Source organism: Chelativorans sp. YIM 93263, from assembly GCF_028767125.1.
GTDB lineage: Bacteria > Pseudomonadota > Alphaproteobacteria > Rhizobiales > Rhizobiaceae > Chelativorans.
The window spans coordinates 186,912-211,140 of the sequence record NZ_JAKCWP010000008.1; the positions used below are offsets into that span (position 1 = coordinate 186,912).

Here is a 24,229-nt window from a genome sequence, read left to right on the forward strand (position 1 = left end):
GAGGGTCGGGCTATGGAGTTCGACACGCTCGGTTTTTTCGGCATCCTTTTCGGAACGCTCGCGCGGTTCTGGCCTGTGTGGATTGCGCTGGCCACTATTCTCGTTCTCAGCCTGCGCTACAGGAAATACCTCGGCCTTTACGGTCATCTGTTCGACTCCAACGTTGGAATTGCGGGCCTGATGATCTGCCTCTTCTGGCTCTTCACCGCGGTCTTTGCCGATGTGATTACGCCATTCGGTGCTTTGGAGCAGGTGCCGGTTCTGAGGAATTCCATGCCCGGAACGATCGACCCCGAGAGCGGGTTGCCCTTCCTGTTCGGTGGTGACCGGCTGGGGCGGGACGTGTTCTCGCGCATGGTGTTCGGCAGCCAAATCGTGCTGGTCATCGCGCCGGCTGCGACCCTGTTCGCGCTGATGGTGGGAACTACTCTGGGCCTTCCGGCGGGCTATTATGGCGGGCGGATCGACAATATTCTGTCCTTCCTCGCCAATCTGGTTCTGGCGTTTCCCGTCATCCTGCTCTTTTATCTCCTGGTCACGCCCGGCATTCGCGAGACCGCCATTCCGCAATGGATGGCAGGGGTATTCTTCATCTTCCCCATGATCTTTTTCTCGACATTGTTCTACACGCGCTTCAGCAGGCGTCCGGGTCTCCTGGCTGTATTGCTCGCGGCCACGTTTGTGTTGGGTGGTTGGATCTATGCCGGTCTGGTTTTCAATGCTGATCCGCTCGGGCTCGTTTCGATCCGGCCGAACGAGCTCAATATCTTTGTGGCGGTCGTCTTCGCTTCCAGCCCCGGCGTTTTCCGCATCGTGCGCGGTCTCGTCATGGACATCAAGACACGGGACTATGTGTCGGCTGCGCAGACGCGCGGTGAGAATCCCTGGTACATCATGCTCTGGGAGGTTCTGCCCAATGCGCGCGGGCCACTGATCGTCGATGTATGCCTGAGGATCGGCTATACGACCATCCTGCTTGGTACGCTCGGCTATTTTGGCCTGGGCCTGGCGCCGGAAAGCCCCGACTGGGGGACGGGCATCAAGGAGTCGAGCCGGCTGCTGCGTGCCTACGTCCATCCCGCGCTGCCGCCGGTTTTCGCGCTCATGTCTTTCGTGCTTGGGCTGAACCTCCTTGCCGACGCTCTGCGCGAGCAATCCTTGAAAGACTGAGGGCAGTGTGATGAACGAAGCCATCAGCGATACCACCGTTCAGGCGAATGCCGAGCCCATCCTGGAAATCGAGAACCTTTCGATTTCCTTCTACACGCGGGCGGGGGAAATCCCGGCGGTGATGGATTTTTCCTGCAAGGTCATGCCGGGCGAAGCGATGGGAATCGTGGGCGAATCCGGCTGCGGCAAGTCCACCGTGGCGCTCGGCATCATGCGCGACCTTTCCAATGTCGGCGAGATCGTCGGCGGGCGGATCAAGTTCAAAGGTCGCGATATGGGCGAGATGAGCGAGGAGGAACTTCGCAATCTGCGCGGCAATGAGATTTCCATGGTCTATCAGGAGCCGATGGCGAGCCTGAATCCGGCGATGAAAATCGGCAAGCAGCTCATGGAAGTGCCGCTGATCCACGAGAAAGTGTCCAAAGAAGAGGCCTGGAACCGCTCAGTAGAGATGGTGCGCGCGGTTCGGCTTCCGGATCCGGAGCGCATCATGCGGGCCTATCCGCACCAACTTTCCGGTGGTCAGCAGCAGCGTATCGTGATTGCCATGGCTTTGCTTTCCAAGCCGTCGCTGCTTTTGCTGGATGAGCCGACGACCGCTCTCGATGTGACGGTTGAGGCCGGTATTGTCGAACTGGTGAAGGGGCTCGGCAAGGAATTCGGCACGTCGATGATTTTCGTGTCGCACAATCTGGGGCTGATCCTGGAGACCTGCGACAGGATCACGGTGATGTATTCGGGAGAGGCGGTGGAGACGGGCAGCGTCAGGGACGTATTCGACCGCATGCGCCATCCCTACACGCAGGGGCTTTTCCGCTCCATCCCCCTGCCGGGCGCGGATAAGAATGCGCGGCCGCTGATCGCCATTCCCGGCCAGTTGCCTTTGCCCCACGAGCGGCCGAAGGGCTGCAACTTCGGCCCGCGTTGTCAGCACTTTGTGGAGGGGCGCTGCGACGCGGCCGAGATCCCCATGATAGAGGTGAAAGGGCAGGAAAGCCACGAGTCGCGGTGTATCCGCTTTGACGAGATCGACTGGGCTGCGCTTCCTGAGGGTGCCAAGGTCGAGCGGGAGCCGGTTTCGCCCGGCGCTCCCATGCTCAAGATCGAAAACCTGAAGAAGTATTATCAGGTATCCACCAACGCGCTTTTCGGCGGCTCGGAGGCGCGTACAGTCAAGGCGAACGAGGCGATCAGTTTCGAGGCGCGCGAGGCTGAAACCGTCGCCATTGTCGGCGAGTCGGGATGTGGCAAGTCCACGCTTGCCAAGGTTCTGCTCGGCCTGGAAACCGCGACCGAAGGTACGGTCGTGCTCGACAATGCCGAGATCCAGGACACGGCGGTTGAGGATCGCGATGCCCAGACCGTCGGCGGCATTCAGATGGTGTTTCAGAACCCGTTCGACACCCTCAATCCCAGCCATTCGGTGGGTGGGCAGATCATGCGCTCGCTTGAGAAATTCAAGGTCGGGCGTACCGTGGCCGAGCGGAAGAACCGAATGCTGGAACTGCTCGATCTGGTGAAGCTTCCGCGCGCCTTCGCCAGCCGCATGCCGCGCCAGCTTTCCGGCGGTCAGAAGCAGCGCATCGGCGTGGCGCGGGCCTTTGCCGGAAATGCCAAGGTCGTGGTGGCGGACGAGCCGGTCTCCGCGCTCGACGTCTCCGTTCAAGCCGCCGTGACCGAGCTCCTGATGGACATTCAGCGCAAGAACAAAACGACCATGCTGTTCATCAGCCATGATCTTTCTGTCGTGCGCTATCTCGCCGACCGCGTGGTCGTCATGTATCTCGGCCATATCGTCGAGCAGGGCACGACCGAGCAGATCTTTTCGCCGCCCTATCATCCCTATACGGAGGCGCTTCTATCGGCGATCCCAATCGCCGATACCTCAGTGCGTAAGAAGCACATCGTGCTCGAAGGCGATATTCCCTCGGCCATGGATCCGCCTTCCGGTTGTCCCTTTCAGACGCGCTGCCCCTACAAGCACCTGGTGCCGGAGAATCGCTGCGAGCGTGAGCTGCCGCCTCTCAGGGACCTCGGGGGCGGGCACAGGAGCCTCTGCTGGCTGGAAAACGAAGTCCTGAGCAAGATGGAGCCCGTCATAAGTTTTGACGAGGGGAAAGAGGCCGAGCCGCAGAGTTGAGAGTTGCGGGAACGCAGATTGGCGGTACACTTCAGGCTTGGCGAATGGAGCCTCTCATGTATCTCAATTTGCTGAATTGCCCGTCTTCGACCAAGATCGGGCGATAGCCTTCTATACCGAGAAACTGTCCTGGACCGTCGCGGTGGATAGCGCTTATGGCCAGGGTGGATGGCGCTGGGTCGAACTGGCGCTTCCGGGCGCGCGTACGCATCTGCATTTCAGCTCGCGCAGTGATGATACGCCATCCGACAAGCCTATGCTTGTTCTCGTGACGGAGAACCTTCACGAAACGATCGACCAGCTGAAGGCGGAAGGTGTCGAAATCATCACCGAGCCTCGGGAGGCGCCCTGGACCAAGGGTGTTGTCTTCGCGGAGTTCCGTGACAGCGAAGGCAACCGAATCGTTATTAATCAGGAGTGAGTGAAGTGGGCGGCGCTGACCGCCGCCCCTTCTACAGTCAGGCGGCGGCTTTATCCATCTGCGCGAGCACACCGTCGTGCTTGTGCAGGAAACGGCGGAGCCGCTCATTGTAATCCGGCACCACGGCCGTCTTCACCGATGGACGCTCCGCCAGCGCCTTGCGCCATTTCTGCACCTTTGTCAGACCATCGAAGACGCCGAGATCGGTGATCTGGTCGATCACGTCGAAGTAGCGGAAGGCGGGAGCGAAAACAGCGTCAACGACTGAGAAGTTCTCGCCGGCGAAGTATGGCCCATCGCCGAGCTCATCTTCCAGACGGGTGAGTTTCTCCTTGAGCGCGGCAGTGGCCGCATGGAACTTCTCGCGCTCGGGCGTGGTCTCCAACGTCCAGATGTCGCCGAGCGCCGCCGAGCCGATCTCCATCCACGCCCGGTGGCGGGCACGCCTGATAGGGTCTTCCGGGTGGAGACGCGGTGGATAGGTTTCATCCAGGTATTCGACAATCGGAGAGCTCTCGAACAGCACATGTTCGCCGACTTTCAACACGGGGACCTTGCCACGTGGAGAGATGGCGAGGAACCAGTCCGGCTTGTTCTGAAGGTCGATGTCGATGCGCTCGAACGGCACGTCCTTCTCCTTGAGAACAATGGCCGAGCGCTGGACAAAGGGGCATAGGTCGAAGGAGACGAGGGTAAGTTTCTCTTGCATCCGAATTCTCCTGGGTGCTGGAACTTTAATGCAGTTGCATCTATATTGGCCTTGAGAGATCCTGAGTCAAGGTAGATGCATGTGCATCTAATAAATAAATGGTGAGGGCATGGCAGAGGACAAGCATGAAGCGGCCGTCGACGCCTGGATCGCTCTTGCGCGCGCTCAGCGCGTGGCGATGGCCCGTGTCGAGGCGCGGCTGAAAGAGGCGGGATTGCCGTCGCTGTCTTGGTACGACGCGCTGTGGGAGTTGGAGAAAGCGGGGGAGGCTGGACTACGACCCTATGCGTTGGAGGAGGCGCTGCTGTTCGAACAGTACAACCTTTCGCGGCTGGCCGAGCGCATGTGCAAGGCCGGTCTGATCGAGCGTCGTGCCTGTCCGGAAGATCGGCGCGGGCAAATTCTGCATATCAGTGCTGAAGGCCGCGCCTTGAGGCAGCGCATGTGGGCTGTTTACGAGCAGGCGATCGAGGAAGCCGTCGGCTGCCGGTTGACCGCGGAGGAAGCTGAGACGCTGAGCGGGCTCTTGAAAAAGCTGACGTGAGCGCCCTCGACCGGTCGCCTCTTCCCAGTTTCTCAGAACGCATTCCAGCGATGACACCAGAGGGTGGGAGCTCTTTTCTTATTGTGGACAATAAATATCCATGATAGATAATATCCAGGATTGGAGAAGGCGATGAAACTTAGCGACGGAGTTGAAGCGGCTATTCATTGCGCGACCCTTCTGGCCGGGCTGGAAGAGGGGCGCACCCTGCCGGCCAGCGCGCTGGCGGAGTATCACGGCGTTTCGCAAAGCTATCTCTTGAAGCACTTGCAAGCGCTTTCGGCGGCGAAGGTGCTTGAATCAGTGCCGGGTCCCAATGGCGGTTACCGGCTAGCGCGCGGGCCGTCGCGTATCAGCCTCCTCGATATCGTTTTGGCTGTGGAGGGGCGACAACCGGCGTTTCGGTGCGCCGAAATCCGGCAGCGCGGGCCGGGCGCGCTGGAGCCGGAGGTCTATGTGAAACCTTGCGGTATCAATGCCGCCATGTTGAAGGCCGAGCAGGCCTATCGGGCCGTGCTCGCCGAGACGAAGCTTACCGACGTGATCGCGGGATATCAGGCAGATGCCGATCCGCGGGCGATTGCGTTCGGTTGCGCCTTTCTGGCGCGTCACCAGCGGCCGCGAGCCGCATCCTCCCCAGAGTCAGAATGAAAGGACATATAGATGGAAGCACGTCTCGATTTTTTTCAGTCTTCGCCGGAGCTTATGAAGAACGTTCGGGCCCTTGAGATGGCAATACGGGAAGCTAGCGTGGACAAAGGCCTCCTGCATCTCATCAAGCTCAGGGCATCACAGATTAACGGCTGCTCCTATTGCGTCGAGATGCACAGCCGTGAGGCGCGCGAGGACGGAGAGAGCGAGCCGCGCGTGCATTTGGTTGCCGCGTGGCGGGAGTCGCCGCTTTTTTCCGAGCGTGAGCGCGCCGCTTTCGCCTGGACTGAGAAGCTCACAAAGCTGTCCGACGGGCCGGTGGAGGATGAACTATACGAGGAGATGCTCAAGCATTTCAGCGAGAAAGAGCTGGTCGATCTCTCCGTCGCCATCTCGATGATCAATACGTGGAACCGGCTCTGTGTCGCTTTCCACGCCATTCATCCGGTCTCCGAGAAACACACTCTCGCCGCATAGGACTGCGGACCGGCGGAAGCGCCGTCTAATGGCGGCGCATCCGACACCTGACCATCTAAGGAGTCTTTCAGTGCCTGCTGAAACCTTGAACCTGACTATCGCCCTCGGCCACCTGCTCCTCGGCGGGGCTTTTGTTTATGCGGGGGTTCGCAACGTGCGGAGCATCCCCGTTCTTACGCAAGTGATTGGCGCACGCGGCGTGCCGCAAGCCCGGCTCGTACTGATTGCTGGTATTGCTTTGCAGATTGTTTGCGGCGCACTTTTAGTTGCTGGCTTGTGGACATCTGCCGCAGCAATGGGGTTGATCGCGTTCCTCCTTGCCGCGACGCTTCTGTTTCACAATTTCTGGGACCATGCGGGGCTGGATCGGAGCAATCGTATAAACGGAGTCATCAGCAATATCGCCTTGGCTGGCGCCTTTATTCTGGTGATCGCGGCAGCGCGGTAGCCCCTATATAACAGTCCTAACGGGATGCGGAGGGTTTGAAGGAAATGCCTTGAGCCAGCTCCGTGGCGCGGAGCAGGGCCGCGCCCGTCGCCATCACCATCTGCGGCAGCAGCATCCATTCCAGCGTCCATGCGGAGCCGGACCGCTCATTTTCATGCACCAGCGCGTGGTGCAGGCCGGGAAAGAGCGTGGCGTTGAACCGGGCGAGCGTGACGAGCGCCTCCGCCTTCACGGGGTTCTTTTTATGCGGCATGGCGGATGAGCCGCCGCCGCCGGAAAGTTCAACCTCGCCCATTTTGTTTTGCGCCATTAATGCAACGTCTTGGCCCATTTTTCCCAGGCTTCCGGTGGTCAGCGACAGCACGGAAGCGAAATCGGCAAGTCCGTCGCGTTCGGAGTGGCGGGGATGATCAACGCGGTTGAGGTCCAGCGCTTTCGCCAGGCGATCTGCCACCGCCGGACCCTTGTCGCCCAGCTTGTCGAGCGTACCGGCGGCACCTCCGAAGTGAAGGATTTCGACTTCCGACCGCACCCTTTCCAGCCGTGTGCGATGACGCTCCAACGGCTCCCGCCAGGAGCGGATCTTTCGACGGGCGGTCACGGGAATGGCCGCCTGCATACGCGTATGCGCCATCACCTCGATGTGGCCGTCGCGTTCTTCGAGCGCCGCGAGCGCCTCGATCACTCCCTCGAAACGGGAGAGAAGCGACTCGCAGGCTTGCTTCAGGCGCAGCGCAAGACTGGTGTCGATGACATCCTGGCTCGTGGCGCCGAAGTGCAGGTTTTTCCTGTGCTCCTCGTCAAGAAGTGCGCGGAGCTCTGTAAGAAGTGCCGGCACGACGACGCCGTCGCGCGCAACACCAGCCGCTAGGGCACCCATATCGGGGGCGAACACATCCGTGGCGCGTTTGATGGCTGCGACGGCATCTTTCGGGATGATGTCTTCGGCCGCTTCCGCCTCGGCGAGCGCGATCTCGAAGCGCAGCATCTGCAGAATGTCCGTGCTCGCGGAGAAGCACTCGAGCAGTGCCGGATCGCCGAGCAGGTTGCCGAGAAACGGGTGGTCGAAAGCGGATGTGGTCATCGTCGATGCACTGCGGCAGCCATATGCAAACTCGCGCCCATTGTATCACACGTCGAAGAACACCGTCTCCTGATCACCCTGTAGATGGATGTCGAAGGTATAGGTGTTGCCATTGCGCGGCGCGACAAGGGTAGGCACGCGCTTTTGGTGTTCAAGGCGCGTCAGCACCGGGTCTTCGGCGTTCGCCTCTTCCTCGTCGCCGAAATACATGCGCGTCTGCAGGCCGATATTAATGCCGCGCGCGACGATCCACAGCGAGATGTGCGGCGCTTGCAGGCGGCCGTCGGTGAAGGGAACACGGCCGGGTTTGATGGTCTCGAAGGTGAAGACGCCCGTTTCCATGTCCGAAGCCTGGCGCCCCCATCCGGTAAAGTTGGGATCCGCCTTGCCGCGCGGCTCCGACGGTGAATTGTATAAGCCATCGGTATCCGCTTGCCAGACTTCGATCAGCGCATCCTTGATGATGGAGCCAGTGCCGTCGAAAATCCGCATCTCGACCGTGATCCGCTCGCCCCTGGTCTTCTCATTGACCATGTGCACGCCGAGATCCTCAGGGTAGATGCCATTGATATCGCACACATTCGGGGTCATGCCGATATGGACATAAGGCCCGCCGGTCTGGGACGCCGTCTCTTTGAGCCTTGTCAGTGTCTGCGCCATGATCAATTGCCCTCCAGCTTGTTCTCAAACATTGTCGAGCGGCGCCCGCGAAGCACGATATCGAATTTATAGGCGCGCGCGTCCATCGGCACCGTCGAATCCATGTCGAGTGCGGCGATCAGCCCCTCGATCGCCTCCGTATCGGGGATGGTGCGCACGATCGGGCATTGCCAGATCATCGGATCGCCTTCGAAATACATCTGTGTGATCAGGCGCTGCACGAAGCCGTGCCCGAACACGGAAAAGTGAATGTGCGCCGGCCGCCAGTCGTTGATGCCGTTGGGCCAGGGATAGGCGCCGGGCTGGATGGTGCGGAACCAATAATTGCCGTCCTCGTCGGTAATCGCGCGGCCGCAGCCTCCGAAATTGGGATCGAGCGGAGCGAGATAGCCGTCTTTCTTGTGGCGGTAGCGCCCGCCGGCATTGGCCTGCCAGAACTCGACCAGCACATTCGGCACCGGCCTGGTGTTCTCGTCCAGAATCCGTCCGTAGACGATGATACGCGGACCAATGGCGCTTTCACCGGATTTGGCGTAGTTCACCGTCAAATCGTTATCCAGCTCGCCCAGCATTTCACGGCCGAAGACCGGACCGGTTATTTCGGACGGCGTTTGCGGGAAAGCGATCGGCGCCTTTTGCGGCGCGCGCATAACGGTGCTTTTGTAGCCCGGCGCAAAGGCCGGCGGATGCCATTGGCGGACCCGCTGAAAAAAACCGCCTGCCTCGGGCTTCATGTTCTTCATTCATTCTCTCCCGATTCCATTTCGGCAAGTATCTCCTTGATTATCTTGATGGCGTGGTTGGCCGCCGGCACGCCGGCATAAATGGCGACATGGAGCATGGCCTCGCGCAGATCCTCCGCGCTCGCTCCGGTGTTCGCGGTAGCGCGGACATGCAGGACCAGTTCCTCGTAGCGGCCGAGCGCAGCAAGAATCGCGACGGTCACGATCGAGCGCTCCCGCTTTGACCAGTTCGGCCGCGACCAGACATGCCCCCAGGCGGCTTCCGTTATGAGTTCCTGAAAGGGCGCGTCAAACTCCGTCTTGTTCTGTTGCGCCTTGTCGACCCAAGCGTCACCCAGCACAGAGCGGCGTGTGGCCAGCCCTTCTTCAAAGCGTTTTGTTTTTTCGTTCATGTTCCGTTTCTCCGTGGCTTCAGTACGGCAGGCCGACATAATTCTCCGCGAGCATGGTAAGCGCGGCGCGTGACTGGAAAAGGTAGTCGAGTTCAGCGTGCTGGATCTTCTGTCCGAAGGTCCCCTGGTCGGGGAAGCGATGCAGGGTGGTCGTCATCCACCAGGAGAAGCGCTCGGCCTTCCAGACGCGGGCAAGCGCTTTTTGCGAGTAGGCTTCAATGCCGTCGCTGGAATTCTCCAAATAGAATTCATGAAACGCGTCAAAGAGATAGTTCACGTCGCTCGCAGCGAGATTCAAGCCCTTCGCGCCGGTCGGTGGCACAATGTGGCCGGCGTCGCCAGCCAGGAACAGGCGGCCGAAGCGCAGCGGTTCCGCCACGAATGAGCGGATCGGCGCAATTGACTTCTCCACCGAGGGACCGGTGATCATGGCCTCCGCGGTTCCTTCCGGGAGGCGGCGGCGTATCTCGTCCCAGAAGCGTTCGTCGGACCAGTTCTCGATTTTCTCATCCGCGGGCACCTGCACATAGTAGCGGCTGCGGGTCGGTGTGCGCATCGAGCAGAGGGCGAAGCCGCGGGGATGGTTGGCGTAGACCAATTCATCACCGACCGGCGGAACATCGGCAATAATGCCGAGCCATCCGAAGGGATAGGCGCGCTCGAAGGTTTCGATGGCCTTCTCCGGCACGGCTTTCCTCGAGATGCCGTGATATCCGTCGCACCCGGCGATGAAATCGCAGTCGATCCGGTGGACCTTTCCGTCCTTTTCGTAGGTCACGTGGGGACGGCCGGACTCGAAGTCATGCGGTTGTACGTTTGCCGCTTCATAGACGGAGAGTGCCTCGGAAGCCTCGCGCTTGTCCATCAGGTCGTGCGTCAGTTCCGTCTGTCCGTAGATGATGACGCGCTTACCGGTGAGTTCGAACAGGTCAACACGATGCCGGCGGCCGTCGAAAGTGATGTCGAACCCGTCATGCGGCAGGCTTTCCGAATGCATGCGCCCGCCGGCGCCGGTTGTATCCAGCATGGCGGCCGTGCCCTCTTCCAGAACGCCGGCGCGGATGCGCGAGAGCACGTGCTCCTTCGTCGTTCGCTCGAGGATGATATTGTCGATGCCGGCATTCGTCAGCAACTGGCCCAGCAAAAGGCCGGCTGGTCCTGATCCGATAATGGCGATCTGCGTCCGCATTCGCTTGAGCCTCCCGGTTCCTGAGATTGAAACCTCCGCGATGCGTTCACAATGGACTTTTGCAGCGTTCTATTGCACTTTCCGATCATCCTAGGGAGACGCAGATGGCAGCGCGAAGCATCCCCAACTACCGGCTTTATCGTGCAAAATCAGATGAATCCGATGACTTTTGGCTGCATAGCGAGACGCTTCCACTGCGTAGCCGGCTGCACAATTGGGAGATATCGCTGCACCGGCACGATGCGCTTTTCCAGATATTCATGCTGGAAACTGGTGAGGGGGAACTGCTCAGCCGTACTGAGCGGACAGTTTTTGCCGCGCCCTGCGCTATCTACATCGCGCCGGGAGCCGTCCACGGCTTTCGCTACTCGCACAATGCCGACGGACTGGTGCTGACAGTGCTGGGCGAACGGCTTTCGTCCGTACGCGATTGCGACCTTGGTATTGCGGCCTATCTGTCGCAATCCAGGGTCACTCCGCTCGGCGATGAGGACCATGAAGGCAGGGGGCTGGCTGCGATTGCCGCGCGCCTTCATGAAGAGATCCATGCTCCCGGCGCCGGCAGTGAAGTTCTGCTCGATGCGATGGTCACGGAAATCGTCCTGCGGCTTGCACGTGCGGGGGCAGAGGCACTGCAGGACCTTGAAAATCCCGCCCGGCCGCAACACGACCGTCATCGTATGAATGCCTTGGCAGCCTTGCTTGCCGCTCACTGCCGGGAACACCGGCCGGTGAGTTTTTATGCCGCGAAACTGGGGCTTTCACCCGCCCACCTTAACCGCATCGCACGGCGCGAGGCCGGCACCAGCGTGCGCGAGTTGGCCGCGCAGCATCTTTTGCGTGCTGCTCGGCGTGACCTGATCTTCACACCGACACCCGTTCAGACGATCGCCTATTCTCTGGGATTTCAGGACCCTGCCTACTTCAACCGCTTTTTCAAACGCGAAACGGGAATGACGCCAGGAGCATTCCGCGAGTCGGAGCGGCAGAAGATGGCTGCTTGACCTTTGTTAGCCGCGCGCATTCGGAACAATCCTGCTTGGTGAACTGTTTTGCTGTTGGGCGAGGCTAAAGGGTTGTAAAAGGGACGCGGGCCGTGCGTGATGCTCAGGACGGGAAAAGAAAAAGAACAATGGGCCTGCCTGCGCTTTTCACCCGGCGATGAGTAAGCTTGATCCGCAACGGAGTGATGGTCCTCCAAGTGCTGCGCGTGCCAGCGAGGATGGTCCGCATTGGACGATTGTCGGGCTTCTTCTGATCGCGGTGTTTGCGGCTCTGTCCTACGCGCAGGCATTTGTCTTGCCCGTGCTTCTCGCTTTCCTCGTCGCTCTTACGCTGAGCCCCGTCGTACGCTTCTTCGGCCGGCGCCGTGTTCCACCGTTTCTGACCGCAGCAGGGCTGGTGCTCGCAGTTCTGGCGAGTCTCGCGGTGGGGTTCTACTATCTCAGCAGCCCGGTAGCCGCGCTTCTGGATGATCTGCCGCGAATAGGGATCGAGATCGAGCGAAAGCTCAATCAGTTTCGCGCGCCGGTAGAGGAAGTCCAGCAAGCCACCGAGCAGATCGAAGGATTGGCTGCGACCGATACGGAACAGAGCCCGTCCGATCCAGAGGAAGTGGTGGTGAGGGAGCCTGGGCTTCTGACAGTGGCAGCGGCCAATGCGCCCGAAGCTGCGGCGCGCGGGTTCTTTGCCGTTGTTCTCCTGTTGTTTCTGTTATCCTCCGGCGATCTCTTCTACATCAAGATCGTCAGAGCCATGCCTACTCTGACCGACAAGAAGAAAGCACTGAAAATAGCGCGTGATATCGAGCGCGAACTCTCCCACTATCTCTCCACAATAGCGCTCATAAACGGTTCTCTGGGATTGGCGGTAGGGATTGGGCTATGGGCGATCGGGATGCCGAACCCGGCCCTCTGGGGGACGCTGGCGGCGGTTCTGAACTTCATACCGTATGTCGGGGCGGTTATCGGTATCGGGCTGGTGACCGCCGTTGCGCTGGGAACTTTCCCAACGCTCTCTCATGCCGCGCTGGTTCCGGCCTACTATCTTTTCCTCACGACCCTCGAAGGACAGTTCGTAACCCCGACCGTGCTCGGGCGCAGGCTCGCAATGAATCCGGTCGCCGTCTTCCTCGCCATTGCCTTCTGGGGATGGCTGTGGGGCATCATTGGTATGCTGGTCGCTGTACCGCTGATGGTCGCCATCAAGATTTTTTGCAGCCACATCGAGCCGTTGCGGACCTTCGCGGATTTCTTCTCTGCAGAGCAGGAGACTGAGCCGGGACAGCCGGAGGAAGAATCGCCTAGGGCATGATCTCCGCCGTCTCCACAACTGCGTGGAACAGCACATCCGCGCCGGCTTGCGCCCATTCGGGATCTATCTCTTCCGCCTCGTTGTGCGACAGGCCATCAACGCAAGGGCACATGACCATCGCCGTGGGTGCCACGCGGTTTATCCAGCAGGCATCGTGTCCCGCCCCGGAGACGATGTTGCGGTGCGAGTAACCAAGGCGGTCCGCCGCGTCTCGAACTGCTTTCACGCAGCCTTCGTCGAAGGTGACGGGATCGAAATGGCCGACCTGCTCGATTTCATGGCCGACATCCAATGCCTCGCAAATTGCGGCGGCGCCTTCGCGGATGCGCGCGTCCATCATGTCCAGGATCTTCTTGTCCGGTGAGCGGATGTCGACCGTGAACACCGTCTTGCCGGGAATAATGTTACGCGAGTTCGGATACACTTCTACATGACCGACAGCGCCGACTGCGTTGGGCTGGTAGTCCATTGCAACTTCGTGCACCAGCTCGGTCACGCGTGCCATGCCAAGGCCGGCGTTGCGGCGCTTGTACATAGGCGTAGAGCCGGTGTGGCTTTCGCGGCCGGTGATGGTCACCTGCAGCCATTTCTGCCCCTGACCATGGGTGACGACACCGATGTCGATATCCTCGTCCTCCAGGATTGGCCCCTGTTCGATATGCAGCTCGAAAAAGGCCTTCATCTTGCGCTGGCCGACGGGCTCGTCTCCCTTCCAGCCGATGCGTTGCAGTTCGTCGCCGAAGCGTTTGCCGTCCCTGTCGGTGCGGTCATAAGCCCAGTCGCGCTCATGCAATCCGGCAAAGACGCCGGAGGCGAGCATGGCCGGCGCGAAGCGCGTGCCTTCCTCGTTCGTCCAGTTGGTGACGACGATGGGATGCTTCGTCCTGATGCCGAGATCGTTGAGGCTGCGGACGATCTCAAGCCCGCCGAGTACACCCAGCACGCCGTCATATTTGCCGCCGGTCGGCTGGGTATCGAGATGGGAGCCGACATAGACGGGCAGGGCATCCGGGTCGGTCCCCTCGCGGCGCGCGAACATGGTGCCCATCTCATCGACGGAGACGGTCATGCCGGCATCCTCGCACCAGCGCTTGAAGAGCGCGCGGGCTTCACCGTCCTCGTCGGTCAATGTCTGGCGGTTGTTGCCGCCGGCAATACCGGGACCGATCTTCGCCATTTCCATGAGCGAATCCCACAGGCGGTCCGCGTTGATCCTCAAGTTTTCACCCGGTTGCGCCATCAGTTCCCCTCAATGCTTCAACTCGACCTCGACGAATGACATGGGCTCGGGCCCTCCATTCACCACATTGTGCTCGACGCCTTCGTCGCGACGATAGCTTTCGCCGGCCGGCATGTCGACGCGCCGGCTCTCGCCCCCGGGCTCCTCCATCAGAAACGTGCAAGGCGTCAAGGTGGTGATCACATAATCCATGCCGTGGCGATGCCAGCCGGTCTCCGCACCCGGCGCAAAATCCCACCGGGTGACCCGCACCTTCGCATCATCAACGAGTAGGGAATGTGTCGCCTGCGGTCGGGCCATCGTTCACTCCACCTCGTTAAGTACATCGCGCAGACAATCGACGATCTCGTCGATCTGGCCTTTCTCGATGATGAGCGGCGGCGAGAGCGCGATGATGTCGCCCGTGGTGCGGATGAGTACGCCTTTCTCGTAGGCTTTCAGGAAAGCGGAGAAGGCGCGCTTCGTCGGTTCTCCTGCAATGGACTCCAGCTCGATGGCGCCCACCAGCCCGATGTTGCGGATGTCCTTCACATTCGGCGCGTCTTTGAGAGAATGCAGCGCGTCCTCCCAGTAGGGCGCAAGCTCCGCTCCGCGCGTCAGCAGGCCTTCCTCATTGTACGTTTCGAGCGTCGCGAGGCCGGCCGCACAGGCGATTGGGTTGCCCGAGTAGGTATAGCCGTGGAAGAACTCGATGAGATGCTCCGGCCCGTTCATGAAAGCGTCGTGGATCTCTTTCTTTGCGAACACCGCACCCATCGGGATCACGCCGTTGGTGACGCCCTTGGCCGTGGTCATGATGTCCGGCACCACGTCGAAATAATCCGCGCCGAAGGGCGTGCCGAGGCGGCCGAAGCCGGTGATTACTTCATCGAAGATGAGCAGGATGCCGTGCTTGTCGCAGATTTCGCGCAGGCGCTTCAGATAGCCTTTCGGCGGGATGAGCACGCCCGTGGAGCCAGCCACCGGCTCGACGATCACCGCCGCTACGGTCGAGGCGTCGTGCAGGGTCACGATGCGCCCAAGCTCATCCGCCAGATCGGCGCCGTGCTCGGGTTCGCCACGTGTAAAGCTGTTCTGTTCGGGCAGGTGCGTGTGCGGCAGGTGGTCGACGCCGGTCAGGAGTGTGCCGAACATCTTGCGGTTGGCCACGATGCCGCCGACGGAGATGCCGCCGAAATTCACGCCGTGATAGCCGCGCTCGCGGCCGATCAGGCGGAAGCGCGAGCCGTCGCCCTTGGCCCGGTGATAGGCAAGCGCGATCTTAAGCGCCGTTTCGACGGATTCGGAGCCGGAATTGGTGAAGAAGACATGATCCATGCCCTCCGGCGCCATGTCGACCAGACGGTTGGCGAATTCGAACGCTATTGGGTGGCCCATCTGGAAGGCGGGCGCATAGTCGAGCTCGGCCGCCTGCTGCTGGATCGCCTCGGTGATTTTTGGCCGGCAGTGACCGGCGTTCACGCACCACAGGCCGGAGGTACCATCCAGAACCTGACGGCCGTCCTCGGTCGTGTAGTGCATATCCTTGGCGCCGACGAACATGCGCGGCGCCTGCTTGAACTGCCGGTTCGCCGTGAACGGCATCCAGAATGCGCTAAGATCGTTCGGCCGCTTGTTCAGACGGTCCGGCATCATGAGCCTCCTTCGTGTTCCCCGTGTCCCCGGCTTTGTCGGTGTCCACGATAGGTGGGTTCCGGCCGTTTGGACAAACAACAATCGCGATTACGCTAGTGGGGCGATTGTAGCGATTAGGACAAGCGGCCGCGCGAACCAGCGAGATCATTGGAGTGGGCCAGGAGGCGTACCGCTATCAGCAGTTCAACGCGTCTATCGCAGCAGGCTTGTGCTTGCGAAACCGCAGGGCCGTTTCCGGTGTTCGCTCAGGCTTCAGCCGGCCCGCATCGTCCCAGTCGGCCCAGCCGGGGAACGCAAGCGGGGTTTCGTCCTGAATGCCCGAGAGGCGGGCTATCCAGGCGTCTTGATAACCTTCGAGGCGTTCAATCTTCTCGCGGTCATCTTCATAGCTGTAGCCGTGTCCCGCGACGCTGAAGGAGAGGAAGGGCTCGAGCACGGAAAAGCCCACATAGTGCAGCGAATACTGGATGGGCCAAAGCAGCAGTTCGATATCGCCGCCGCGCCCACCCGGCCCAAACGCGGCCTCTGGCGCTCCGGTCGTGACGGAAAGGACAGCGCGCTTGCCGCGAAATATGCCGCGATCATAGCGCATCGAGCTGGTGTAGAGTTTTCCACTGACGAAGACGCGGTCGAACCAGCCCTTCAGAATCGCGGGCTGCGCGTGCCACCACAGCGGAAACTGGAACAGGACGAGGTCGGCACGCTCGATACGGTCGATCTCGCGTTGGACATCGTCGGGCAATGTGCCGTTGCGCCCAGCATGACGCTGTTCGGCGAGCGGCGTGAAAAGCGCCGGGTTGACCCGGTCAATATAGTGCGCGGCTTTTTCCGCCGGATCGAAACCCTCGGCATAGAGATCGGAAATCTCGACCGTGTGCCCGAGCGTGCGGAGGTGTTTGGCGGCGGCAGTTTTCATCGCGCCATTGAAGGAATTCGGCTCGGGGTGGGTATAGACGATCAGGACGTGCATGGCTTTCTGCCTCCATTGCGGCTGCTTCAGGTCTGATCTATGCTGTCCGAATTCGATAATCTATTCGCAAAATTCGCTAATCAAATTTGCAAAAATGAACAACTCGCTCGATTGGGACGATCTGAAAGTCATTCTCGCCATCGCTCAGACCGGCTCGCTGTCCGGGGCGGCGCGGGCGCTGGCGGTCAGCCATGCGACGGTGTTCCGCCGTCTGGGGGAGATTGAGCGGCGATGGGGCGTTGAACTGTTCGAGCGCTCGCGCACGGGCTATGCGCGAACTGTGGCGGGGGAGGAGGCGGCTGCAACCGCCCGACGCATCGAGGGTGAGGTGCACGGGCTTGAGCGGCAGATCGTCGGGCGCGACCTTCGTCCCTCGGGCACTGTCAGCGTGACGACGACGGACACGTTGCTGCATTTTCATTTCTCAAAAATCTTTGCGCGTTTCCGCGGCGTCTATCCCGAAATCGAACTTGAGATTGCCGTGTCCAACGACCTTTTCAATCTGTCGTATCGAGAGGCCGACATCGCATTGCGCCCCACATCGTCACCGCCGGAACACCTCGTGGGGCGAAAGCTGGGCACCATCACGCAGGCGGTCTATGCGCATGAAAGCATCATTGATGGTAACGTGGAGGCCTGGTCCGATGCGTCCTCGTGGGTGGGGCCAGATGAGCGCCTGCCTTACCCGGCTCTTGAAAAATGGATGGCGGAGCAGGGCGTCAATGCGCGCTGCGGCGTTCGCGTCAATGCGATCCTCGCCATGTATGCGGCGATCCGGGACGGGGCCGGTATCGGCATTCTCCCGTGCTATGTGGGAGAGTCCGATCCAGGCCTCGTGCGCATCGGAGAGGCGATCCCCGAACTCGAAGTCGCTCTCTGGCTCCTGACGCACCAATCCCTTCGCCGGACCGCCCGCATCCGTGCGTTCATGGAATATATGGCCGAGGCGGCGAAGGATTTGTTCCCCGGCAGTGCGTAGAACCGAACGGTTCCTCACTGTATGACTGCGAGATCCCGCTCGATTTCCAGCTTCAGCCGTTCAAAGCCCATTTCCGTGCCTTCCTCGCGGCCTTCGGCGCTGGCGAGACCATCCAGGAAAACCGCCTGCTCGGTAAAAATCATCAGCGATCCCGTGTCGGACGGGGTGAATTCCACCGTCGCAAGCGAGGTCGAAATGCGGTTGTCATCGGCGGTGATTTCATAAGCATAGATGATCCGGTGACCCTCGATGATATCGAGGAAATAGGAGCGCACGGCATGAACGGTGCCGTCGGGCGCTTTCAGGCGGCTTACCTCGGATCCGCCGATGCGGAAATCGAAGCGGTATTCGAGCTCCTGCCAGTCTGAATGACAAGAGGCCCAGCGGCGTTTCATCTCCGGTTCCGACCAGAAACGGTAGGCGTGTTGCGGCCGGCCCGGCAGGCTGCGCTCGATGACGAAGGTGGCGTGTTCGGCAGAGTGTTGGATCAAGGCTTCTGCTCCGCTTGTTCGGGATAAGCGATCATCGCTTCTTCCAGCCGGTCGAAGGCGCGGTTCCAGTTGCCTTTTCTCTCGGCGACCCACTGTTCGATTGCGCCGAGGGCTTCGGGCTGCATCCGGTATGTTCGCACGCGGCCGGACTTTTCGGACATGACGATGCCGCCGGCTTCCAGCACCTTGAGATGCTTGAGCACCGAAGGCAGGGCCATGTTGCCGGGTGCGGCGAGTTCCTTCACGGATGCCGGTCCCTGGCTCAGCCGTTCAACCATGCTGCGCCGATAGGGATCGGCCAGCGCGTGAAACATTCGGTCCAGACTTTGGCTGTGCTCTGGCAAGACTTCGATCCTATCTCTCGTTCTCCGCAAGAAAGCGCGGCGGAATCGCCTCACTATAAGGGAACATCGGGAAGAAGGGGCGAGCCTCCGCGATCACCCGCTCGACCGAGGGGCGGCCCATCAGGCGGTCGAAATAAGCAGCAAGGTTCGTGTGCTTCTCATCGAAGGGATGCACGATCGAAGCGAAAAAGAGAGCGGGTGCCGCAGAGCAGTCGGCCATGCTGAAGGATTTGTCGGCTGCCCAGCCGTCTGCAGAGACCTGCTTCTCGATCATGCCATAGGCCGTATCCAGCGTCGCACACGCGCTGTCTACACCCCGCGGATCCTTGTGGCCCTCCGGGCGCAGGCGGTCGCCGACGATCGTCTGCATTGGGGTGCTGACATAGAGATCGAAAAAGCGATCCCACAGACGCACCTGAAGACATGTGTCAGGGTCTTGTGGAAGCATGGGAGAGGGACCGGGATAATGCCGATCCAAGTATTCGATGATAATGCTGGTTTCGGGGATGGTCGTGTCGTTCGCGGAGGCATGCAAAACCGGCATCTTGCCCACCGGCCAGCGTTCCAGATGCGCCGCCGTGGAGCCTGTATCTCCGAGATCGACCGTTTCGGCAATAAAACGCGTATCGTTCTCGAAAAGCGCGATCAGCACCTTATGACAGAACGAGGCGAGGGGATGCATGTAAAGCGTCAGGGTCATGGCGGGCTCCCTAATAGTTTCCTATTTGGATAACTATTAGGGAGAGCTGTCGAGCGCAAGTAAAAAGTTTCCCATATGGGAAACTTTTGGCGCCCCTACTTGGCCGGTATGAACTTCAGCACGCCCACCAGATCGTTCTTCCCGACATCGCTTGGATGGTTCACGCCGTCCGTGACGGGAATCTCCTCGAAGTCGAACGGGCTGATGCCTTCGAGGCAAGCGACATTGATGCCGTACTGATTTGGATCGGAGCGGCGCTGGTGGTGGGTGTAGACGCCGCACTTCGAGCAGAAATAGTGCTTCGCGGTGTTCGTGTTGAACTGGTAAAGCGTGAGCACATCTTCGCCCTGCAGGATTTCGAGATCCGGCAGCTTGGCCGAAACCCCCACGACGCCTCGCATGCGGCAGTAGGAGCAGGTGCATCTGCTGGCGCTGTGCAGGCCGTCCGAGAGTTTTACGCGGAAGCGAACCGATCCACAGTGGCAGGCGCCCTTCACTTCTTCTACGTCAAAGTTCATCCGTCTCTCCCGTGGTGGACATGATTCGCCGAAGCCTTGTCGGGGCAAAACGTACCTGTACGGCGGAACGCTCCGACTTCCGACTGCACGATTTTTATCCCATTTTATCAGCGATTTGGATGTGGTCTACATCGTCCAGGCATGCGCGCGGCGGATGATGCGCAGCCAATCAAGGGCAACGTAGTATGATGTCTTTCGGTTTGCCCGTGGCTGCTTCGGGTCCAGGATCACCGAGAGGTGATAGATCAGGGCGCCGGCCAATGCGTTTGACGCGCCTGCGATCCAATAGGCGGCGCGAACGTCGTCTGTCAGCTTTCGTGGCATGCCGAAAGCCGAAAGGTAGCGCCGAAAATACGTGTCGTGCAGGCGCTGGGCCTCAAATTCCCAGAAACGCAGGGTCTGAAGCCACGAACTTACGTCCTCCAGCGGCGAGCCCATGCGTGCGCGCCCCCAGTCGATTAGAACGGGGTGGTCCTGCCCCCTTCTTCGGCGCACCAGGGCGTTACCGGGATGCACGTCGCCGTGGATCGGTCGGCAGCCGAAGGGCTGTTCGTTCAACAACTGTCGGCGAAGCCCCGGCAGTGCTTCGATCACGCGGCGGATGACGCGCAGGTTACGCGCAAGACTGCCTATTTCGGGATTATAGCGGTTCTGGTCGAGCACGGTATAGGCGCTGTTGCCCATCGTCACCAGTTCATGTTCGAAATCCCATTCGGGAAGCCTGACCTCGTTCGACCGGACCGAGGTATGAAAACGGCCCAGTTGCGTCAGCATGCCGCTGGTGACAGCGGCGTCTCCCCATGGCCACGCACGTGTCTTGCGGACGGCCTCGAGCAGGATGATCGCGCCGTCCGGTCCCTGCCTTCGAGTCGCCAGCAGTTCCGGCGCGATCTCCGGCGCATGGTTGGCAACGAGCGTTTCATAAACGGCGGCTTCGCGGGCAGGACGCCCTTCAAGCCGTTTCACTACGGTACGCATTGTCGCCGCACGGTCACGCGGGTCCCGATACCGTGCCGTTACGAGTGATGTCTCAACCGCTTCCGTCCCTCCAAAGACCTTCCTTTCGAGTTCCAGATTTCTAGGCCGAATGCCACTGCGGGCGGCGATGACATCACCGACCACCTGGCGTATTTTTCCCTCGATTTCCATGACCCCAGTCTGGGATCGAACTTAAATCCATTCAACCCTGCGCCTGCTTTTCGCGGTGCCGGTTCCATACACCAACGCTTGCCGACGCTAAGGAGTGGCTCAAACACCTGGCGGAACATGACTTTAGCGGTTATGCGTTCGGCTGGAAGGGCTGCTTCATTTGAGGCACTCGATGACGGAGCAATGCGCACGAAGGGCGTGGCAATGCCACGCAGGATGAGATGGATGACAAGTATTCCTCAATAACCGTGGGAATGGCGATCGGCGCTGCTATCGGCACAGCAATCGGTCTGTCGCTCGATAAACTGCCGGTCGGAATTGCAATCGGTGTTGCAATCGGCGCAGCCGTCGGCATGGCCTCCAATTCTGGCAGAGGAAAGTAGGCGCAGCAAAGCCTTGGCTATCGCCTCTAACTCCCCTCGCGGATCTGTGTAAGCGTGCGCGTCGGCGTCAGGGCTTCCGCATCGAGCTTGATTTCGATGATCGCAGGCTTGCCGCTTCGGCGCGCGCGCTCGAAGGCTGCCGCGAATTCATCCGTCTTCTCCACGGTTTCGCCATGTCCGCCATAGGCACGGGCGAGTGCTGCGAAGTCCGGGTTTTGCAAATCCGTGCCAGAGACGCGGCCAGGGTAATGACGCTCCTGGTGCATGCGGATCGTGCCATAGGTACCGTTGTTCACCACAAGCACGATGATCGGCAGGTCGTGCTGGATGGCGGTGGCGAATTCCTGGCCGTTCATGAGGAAGCAGCCGTCGCCGGCAAAGGCGATCACTTCGCGCTCCGGAAACAGGTCTTTCGCCGCCACCGCTGCCGGCGTGCCGTAGCCCATGGAGCCTGAGGTGGGAGCCGCCTGGCTGTTGAAGCGGCGGAAACGGTGGAAGCGGTGCAGCCAAGTGGCGTAGTTGCCCGCACCGTTGGTGAGGATTGCATCTTCGGGCAGGTTTTCCTCCAGCCATGCCATGATGGGCCCCATCTTCACCGGACCAGGACCAGTGGAAGGCGGGGTCGACCATTCCAGGTAGGACTGATGCAATTCCTCCGTTAGAGGCGCCCAAGCCGGCTGGTTGGCCGGGGAGAGCTCGGCAAAAGCCGAGGCGAAGGAAGCTGGAGTGGCGTTGATGGCGAGCGTCGGTCGGTAAACCCGTCCGAGCTCGTGCGGGTCGGGATAGATATGGACCAGCTTCTGGTCGGGGTAGGGGCTCTTTACCAGCGTGTAGTCGGAGGAGGGCATCTCGCCGAAACGGCAGCCGACGAGGAGCACAAGGTCGGCCTCCTTGATGTACTGGCCGAGCTTGGGATTGACGCCGATGCCGATGTCCCCGGCATAGCAGGAATGCAACTGGTCGCAGAGCGCCTGGCGGCGGAAGGAACAGCCCGCGGGAAGCGCCCAGCGCTTTAGCGCCGCGCACATCTGTCTCACCGCGTCTTCGCTCCAACGTGTGCCGCCCAGAATGACGAAGGGCCGCTCCGCGTCGGCCAGAAGTGCAGCCAGCTTTTCCATCTCTTCCGCGCCTGGCCGGGTTTCGACCGGCGTATAGGGCAGGGCGGCGGGTGCGTCCACCGCTTCAGTCAGCATGTCCTCGGGAAGCGAGACGACCACCGGGCCGGGGCGTCCGGAGGTGGCCACCGCGAACGCGCGCGTGACAAGCTCCGGGATTCGGGCGGCATCGTCGATCTCGACCACCCACTTCGCCATTGAGCCGTAGAAGGCCTTGTAGTCCACTTCCTGGAAAGCTTCGCGCTCCTTGATCCCGCGCGCCACCTGGCCGATGAAGAGGATCATCGGGTTGGAATCCTGCGCGGCGATGTGGACGCCGGCGGACGCGTTCGTCGCGCCGGGGCCGCGGGTGACGAAGCAGATGCCGGGGCGGCCGGTGAGCCGTCCATGGCAGTCTGCCATCATGGCCGCACCCCCTTCCTGGCGGCAGACAATGGTGCGGATATCCGAATCGTGGAGCGCGTCGAGCACGGCGAGATAGCTTTCTCCCGGCACGCAATAGAGCCGGTCGACGCCGTTGGTCTCCAGCGCCTCGACGATAAGCTGTCCACCCGTCTTCATGAATCTTCTCCCAGTTCGCGCAGGATTTCTTTCGTGTGTTCGCCCAGCCGCGGCGACGGCCGCTCATAGGACAACGGCGTTTGCGACATAACCATCGGCGCGCGGACGGAGGGCAAGGCATTGCCGGCGTCGTCCTTGAGCTTCAGTTGCATGCCGCGAGCGATTGTCTGGGGGTCGGCAAACATCTCGGCGATAGTGTTGATGGGACTTGCCGGTACCGAAGCCTCTTCCAGCCTTTTCAGAAGTTCGTCGCGGGTAAAAGTCTTCAGCACCGGATCGATCTCGGCGCGCAGCGCATCGCGATTGGCCACGCGCACGGCGTTGGTCGCGAAATCAGGATTGTCGGCGAGCACCTTCCGTCCGATGACTTCGCAGAAGCGGGCAAACTGCCCGTCATTGCCCACGGCCAGAATGAAATGTCCGTCCTTCACCTCGAACACCTCATAGGGCGCGATGTTCGGATGGGCATTGCCCATCCGCTGCGGCGCGTTGCCCGAAACGAGATAGTTCAGGTTCTGGTTGGCAAGAACCGAGACCTGTGTGTCGAATAATGCCATATCGATGTGCTGGCCCTGGCCGGTCTTCTCGGCATGGCGTAGCGCGGCCTGAATCGCGATGACGGAGTAAAGTCCAGTGAAGATATCGCTGACGGCCACGCCCACCTTCTGCGGCTCGCCTTCGGCCGGACCGGTGACCGACATCAGGCCGGACATGCCCTGAATGATGAAGTCGTAGCCCGCGCGTGGCGCATAGGGCCCGTCCTGGCCGAAGCCGGTGATGGAACAATAGACGAGGCGCGGATTGATCTGTTTCACGCTCTCGTAGTCCAGGCCGTATTTCTTCAAGCCGCCAAGCTTGAAATTCTCGATCAGGATGTCGGCCGATCGGATCAGTTTCAAGAGTCTTTCCCGGTCTCGCTCTTGGGCGAAGTCCAGCGCGACCGAGCGCTTGCCGCGATTGGTGGCATGGTAATAAGCGGCCGAAAGGTTCTCGCCCTCCTCGCCCATGATGAAAGGCGGGCCCCACCGGCGCGTATCGTCGCCGCCATCGGGATTTTCCACCTTAATGACATCGGCGCCGAGATCGGCCAGGAGCTGGCCGGCCCAGGGACCGGCGAGAATGCGCGCAAGCTCGATGACGCGGATGCCTTTCAGCGGCGATTCTGCCATGGATCGGGATGCCTCTCGGGTGGTCGTTTTGCCG

General features: G+C 60.7%; 28 protein-coding genes. 11 read left to right on the plus strand and 17 right to left on the minus strand.

Going from position 1 to position 24,229, the window contains the following annotated elements; all coding sequences use genetic code 11:
* The first annotated feature begins 12 nt into the window (after positions 1 to 12).
* From LY631_RS16460 to LY631_RS16470, 3 genes are all read left to right on the plus strand, one after another.
* Positions 13 to 1,170 carry an ABC transporter permease gene (locus tag LY631_RS16460; protein ID WP_274426677.1) on the plus strand — a complete coding sequence of 386 codons (1,158 nt, stop codon included), beginning with the start codon at positions 13 to 15 and terminating at the stop codon, positions 1,168 to 1,170.
* 10 nt (positions 1,171 to 1,180) lie between these two features.
* A complete protein-coding gene (locus tag LY631_RS16465; protein WP_274426678.1) occupies positions 1,181 to 3,310 on the plus strand; it encodes a dipeptide ABC transporter ATP-binding protein in 2,130 nt (709 codons plus the stop codon).
* A gap of 76 nt (positions 3,311 to 3,386) precedes the next feature.
* Positions 3,387 to 3,731 (plus strand): VOC family protein, encoded by a 345-nt coding sequence (locus LY631_RS16470; RefSeq protein WP_338000444.1) that lies wholly within the window; start codon positions 3,387 to 3,389, stop codon positions 3,729 to 3,731.
* 37 nt (positions 3,732 to 3,768) lie between these two features.
* Here LY631_RS16470 and LY631_RS16475 read toward each other — a convergent pair whose 3' ends face one another.
* Complete coding sequence (locus LY631_RS16475; RefSeq protein WP_274426680.1) at positions 3,769 to 4,440, minus strand: glutathione S-transferase family protein; 672 nt, start codon at positions 4,438 to 4,440, stop codon at positions 3,769 to 3,771.
* A 109-nt stretch (positions 4,441 to 4,549) separates the two neighbouring features.
* On the opposite strand from LY631_RS16475, the gene LY631_RS16480 reads away from it, so the two are divergent.
* From LY631_RS16480 to LY631_RS16495, 4 genes are all read left to right on the plus strand, one after another.
* The gene (locus LY631_RS16480) at positions 4,550 to 4,984 is read left to right on the plus strand and encodes a MarR family winged helix-turn-helix transcriptional regulator (RefSeq protein ID WP_274426681.1); all 435 of its coding nucleotides are present in this window, start codon (positions 4,550 to 4,552) and stop codon (positions 4,982 to 4,984) included.
* Positions 4,985 to 5,116: 132 nt separating this feature from the next.
* On the plus strand, positions 5,117 to 5,635 hold the full coding sequence (locus tag LY631_RS16485; protein WP_274426682.1) for an RrF2 family transcriptional regulator: 519 nt from the start codon (positions 5,117 to 5,119) through the stop codon (positions 5,633 to 5,635).
* Between the two features lie 12 nt (positions 5,636 to 5,647).
* Complete coding sequence (locus LY631_RS16490) at positions 5,648 to 6,112, plus strand: carboxymuconolactone decarboxylase family protein (protein WP_274426683.1); 465 nt, start codon at positions 5,648 to 5,650, stop codon at positions 6,110 to 6,112.
* Positions 6,113 to 6,182: 70 nt separating this feature from the next.
* Positions 6,183 to 6,560 (plus strand): DoxX family protein, encoded by a 378-nt coding sequence (locus LY631_RS16495; protein ID WP_274426684.1) that lies wholly within the window; start codon positions 6,183 to 6,185, stop codon positions 6,558 to 6,560.
* 16 nt (positions 6,561 to 6,576) lie between these two features.
* On the opposite strand, the gene LY631_RS16500 is transcribed toward LY631_RS16495, so the two are convergent.
* From LY631_RS16500 to pobA, 5 genes are read right to left on the minus strand one after another with little or no spacing between them, the layout of a single operon-like run.
* On the minus strand, positions 6,577 to 7,644 hold the full coding sequence (locus LY631_RS16500) for a 3-carboxy-cis,cis-muconate cycloisomerase (RefSeq protein ID WP_274426685.1): 1,068 nt from the start codon (positions 7,642 to 7,644) through the stop codon (positions 6,577 to 6,579).
* A gap of 45 nt (positions 7,645 to 7,689) precedes the next feature.
* Complete coding sequence (gene pcaG, locus LY631_RS16505) at positions 7,690 to 8,304, minus strand: protocatechuate 3,4-dioxygenase subunit alpha (protein WP_274426686.1); 615 nt, start codon at positions 8,302 to 8,304, stop codon at positions 7,690 to 7,692.
* Between the two features lie 2 nt (positions 8,305 to 8,306).
* Entirely contained in the window at positions 8,307 to 9,047 is a 741-nt protein-coding gene (gene pcaH, locus LY631_RS16510; RefSeq protein WP_274426687.1) for a protocatechuate 3,4-dioxygenase subunit beta, read from the minus strand.
* Positions 9,044 to 9,439, minus strand: coding sequence for a 4-carboxymuconolactone decarboxylase (gene pcaC / locus LY631_RS16515; protein ID WP_274426688.1), 396 nt, complete (start codon positions 9,437 to 9,439; stop codon positions 9,044 to 9,046). Before pcaC ends, pcaH begins: the two co-directional genes overlap by 4 nt.
* Before the next feature lie 19 nt (positions 9,440 to 9,458).
* Positions 9,459 to 10,628: a 4-hydroxybenzoate 3-monooxygenase gene (gene pobA, locus LY631_RS16520; protein WP_274426689.1), complete on the minus strand. Its 1,170-nt coding sequence runs from the start codon at positions 10,626 to 10,628 to the stop codon at positions 9,459 to 9,461.
* Between the two features lie 104 nt (positions 10,629 to 10,732).
* Here pobA and LY631_RS16525 point away from each other — a divergent pair, with 104 nt between their 5' ends.
* Together LY631_RS16525 and LY631_RS16530 are read left to right on the plus strand one after the other, a co-directional pair.
* Positions 10,733 to 11,632 carry a helix-turn-helix domain-containing protein gene (locus LY631_RS16525; protein WP_274426690.1) on the plus strand — a complete coding sequence of 300 codons (900 nt, stop codon included), beginning with the start codon at positions 10,733 to 10,735 and terminating at the stop codon, positions 11,630 to 11,632.
* 157 nt (positions 11,633 to 11,789) lie between these two features.
* Entirely contained in the window at positions 11,790 to 12,941 is a 1,152-nt protein-coding gene (locus LY631_RS16530; protein WP_274426691.1) for an AI-2E family transporter, read from the plus strand.
* Here LY631_RS16530 and LY631_RS16535 read toward each other — a convergent pair.
* The 4 genes from LY631_RS16535 to LY631_RS16550 all read right to left on the minus strand — a co-directional run bounded on the left by LY631_RS16535 (position 12,931) and on the right by LY631_RS16550 (position 16,786).
* Positions 12,931 to 14,181 carry a Zn-dependent hydrolase gene (locus LY631_RS16535; protein WP_274426692.1) on the minus strand — a complete coding sequence of 417 codons (1,251 nt, stop codon included), beginning with the start codon at positions 14,179 to 14,181 and terminating at the stop codon, positions 12,931 to 12,933. The two genes, LY631_RS16530 and LY631_RS16535, sit on opposite strands and share 11 nt — an antisense overlap.
* Before the next feature lie 9 nt (positions 14,182 to 14,190).
* Positions 14,191 to 14,481: a cupin domain-containing protein gene (locus LY631_RS16540; protein WP_274426693.1), complete on the minus strand. Its 291-nt coding sequence runs from the start codon at positions 14,479 to 14,481 to the stop codon at positions 14,191 to 14,193.
* A gap of 3 nt (positions 14,482 to 14,484) precedes the next feature.
* A complete protein-coding gene (locus LY631_RS16545; protein WP_274426694.1) occupies positions 14,485 to 15,813 on the minus strand; it encodes an aspartate aminotransferase family protein in 1,329 nt (442 codons plus the stop codon).
* Positions 15,814 to 15,991: 178 nt separating this feature from the next.
* Positions 15,992 to 16,786 (minus strand): NAD(P)H-dependent oxidoreductase, encoded by a 795-nt coding sequence (locus tag LY631_RS16550; RefSeq protein ID WP_274426695.1) that lies wholly within the window; start codon positions 16,784 to 16,786, stop codon positions 15,992 to 15,994.
* A 94-nt stretch (positions 16,787 to 16,880) separates the two neighbouring features.
* Here LY631_RS16550 and LY631_RS16555 point away from each other — a divergent pair, with 94 nt between their 5' ends.
* Positions 16,881 to 17,765: a LysR family transcriptional regulator gene (locus LY631_RS16555; protein ID WP_274426696.1), complete on the plus strand. Its 885-nt coding sequence runs from the start codon at positions 16,881 to 16,883 to the stop codon at positions 17,763 to 17,765.
* A 14-nt stretch (positions 17,766 to 17,779) separates the two neighbouring features.
* Here LY631_RS16555 and LY631_RS16560 read toward each other — a convergent pair whose 3' ends face one another.
* The 5 genes from LY631_RS16560 to LY631_RS16580 form a co-directional block, all read right to left on the minus strand.
* Complete coding sequence (locus tag LY631_RS16560; protein WP_274426697.1) at positions 17,780 to 18,256, minus strand: SRPBCC family protein; 477 nt, start codon at positions 18,254 to 18,256, stop codon at positions 17,780 to 17,782.
* Positions 18,253 to 18,570 (minus strand): ArsR/SmtB family transcription factor, encoded by a 318-nt coding sequence (locus tag LY631_RS16565; RefSeq protein ID WP_274426723.1) that lies wholly within the window; start codon positions 18,568 to 18,570, stop codon positions 18,253 to 18,255. Before LY631_RS16565 ends, LY631_RS16560 begins: the two co-directional genes overlap by 4 nt.
* A gap of 40 nt (positions 18,571 to 18,610) precedes the next feature.
* A complete protein-coding gene (locus LY631_RS16570; RefSeq protein ID WP_274426698.1) occupies positions 18,611 to 19,300 on the minus strand; it encodes a glutathione S-transferase family protein in 690 nt (229 codons plus the stop codon).
* A gap of 95 nt (positions 19,301 to 19,395) precedes the next feature.
* Positions 19,396 to 19,818, minus strand: coding sequence for a GFA family protein (locus LY631_RS16575; RefSeq protein ID WP_274426699.1), 423 nt, complete (start codon positions 19,816 to 19,818; stop codon positions 19,396 to 19,398).
* 126 nt (positions 19,819 to 19,944) lie between these two features.
* Positions 19,945 to 20,967: an aminoglycoside phosphotransferase family protein gene (locus LY631_RS16580; protein WP_274426700.1), complete on the minus strand. Its 1,023-nt coding sequence runs from the start codon at positions 20,965 to 20,967 to the stop codon at positions 19,945 to 19,947.
* A gap of 221 nt (positions 20,968 to 21,188) precedes the next feature.
* On the opposite strand from LY631_RS16580, the gene LY631_RS16585 reads away from it, so the two are divergent.
* Entirely contained in the window at positions 21,189 to 21,350 is a 162-nt protein-coding gene (locus LY631_RS16585) for a hypothetical protein (RefSeq protein WP_274426701.1), read from the plus strand.
* Positions 21,351 to 21,376: 26 nt separating this feature from the next.
* Here LY631_RS16585 and LY631_RS16590 read toward each other — a convergent pair whose 3' ends face one another.
* Together LY631_RS16590 and LY631_RS16595 are read right to left on the minus strand one after the other, a co-directional pair.
* Positions 21,377 to 23,026 carry a thiamine pyrophosphate-binding protein gene (locus LY631_RS16590; RefSeq protein WP_274426702.1) on the minus strand — a complete coding sequence of 550 codons (1,650 nt, stop codon included), beginning with the start codon at positions 23,024 to 23,026 and terminating at the stop codon, positions 21,377 to 21,379.
* Positions 23,023 to 24,195: a CaiB/BaiF CoA transferase family protein gene (locus LY631_RS16595; protein WP_274426703.1), complete on the minus strand. Its 1,173-nt coding sequence runs from the start codon at positions 24,193 to 24,195 to the stop codon at positions 23,023 to 23,025. Before LY631_RS16595 ends, LY631_RS16590 begins: the two co-directional genes overlap by 4 nt.
* Positions 24,196 to 24,229 lie beyond the last annotated feature (34 nt).